This is a genomic window from Clostridium sp. CS001 (genome assembly GCF_020443565.1).
Taxonomy (GTDB): Bacteria; Bacillota; Clostridia; order Clostridiales; family Clostridiaceae; genus Clostridium_AD.
Genome location: NZ_JAIZZN010000081.1, coordinates 1 through 819, shown reverse-complemented (window position 1 = coordinate 819; position 819 = coordinate 1). Strand labels below are relative to the sequence as shown.

Annotated in this window: 1 tRNA gene and 1 rRNA gene; both read left to right on the top strand. The window is 33.3% G+C overall.

The features are described 5' to 3' along the window. Nucleotides 1-110 (top strand): 5S ribosomal RNA (rrf, locus tag LGK97_RS19630); the annotation flags it as partial. Between the two features lie 6 nt (nt 111-116). Further along, nucleotides 117-193: transfer RNA gene (locus tag LGK97_RS19625), tRNA-Ile, on the top strand. The last annotated feature ends 626 nt before the right edge of the window (nt 194-819 follow it).

Genomic DNA, 819 nt, shown 5'->3' with positions numbered 1-819 from the left:
ATTATGGCATGAAGGTAACACCCCTTCCCATACCGAACAGGTAGGTTAAGCTTCAATGCGCCAATGGTACTGCAGGGGTAGCCTTGTGGGAGAGTAGGTTGTCGCCAGGTACACATGGATCTTTAGCTCAGCTGGTTAGAGCAATCGGCTCATAACCGATCGGTCCGGGGTTCGAGTCCCTGAAGGTCCACCAAAAAACAGTCCACATAGGACTGTTTTTTTGACTTTGTTAAATAAGAATAATTAAATGAATATGTATTTATAGATTTTCTAGGGAAAGCTACTCCGTTAGGTGTGGGATGAATAGCAGTTGCACGTTAGTGCAAGGTTGTAAATACGTAGCAATGTTTATATGTGAAAAATAATTTAGAATTTATTAATAGGGAATTATACAACAGAACATATGATAATTTTTTAATATTGCATGATGGTGAAATTAATAGATCAAAAGAAATGAAAATAAGTGAGATTAATTTAGTATCAAGTATGCAATTTTTAGACGAAAACTTATTCACGTGTGTCAGTATGGTTAACAACTAGCACATTAGAGGAATATAGACTATATTAACAATAATTTTACCATACAGGTTATACTTCAAATATAAAGAATTGTTATCATGATAGAATACTCCTTGTCGCTACGAACGAGTATTGATGAGGTAACATTGATAAGTTAATGCTTAATACTTCAATAGTATATTTAAAAAATATTGAAAGAAGTTGTTGACAAATTAAGAAGTATCTAGTAATATAGTAGAAGTCGTCGCAAGATGAAAAAACAAATTGGTCTTTGAAAATTAAACAGAGAAATAGGTAAAG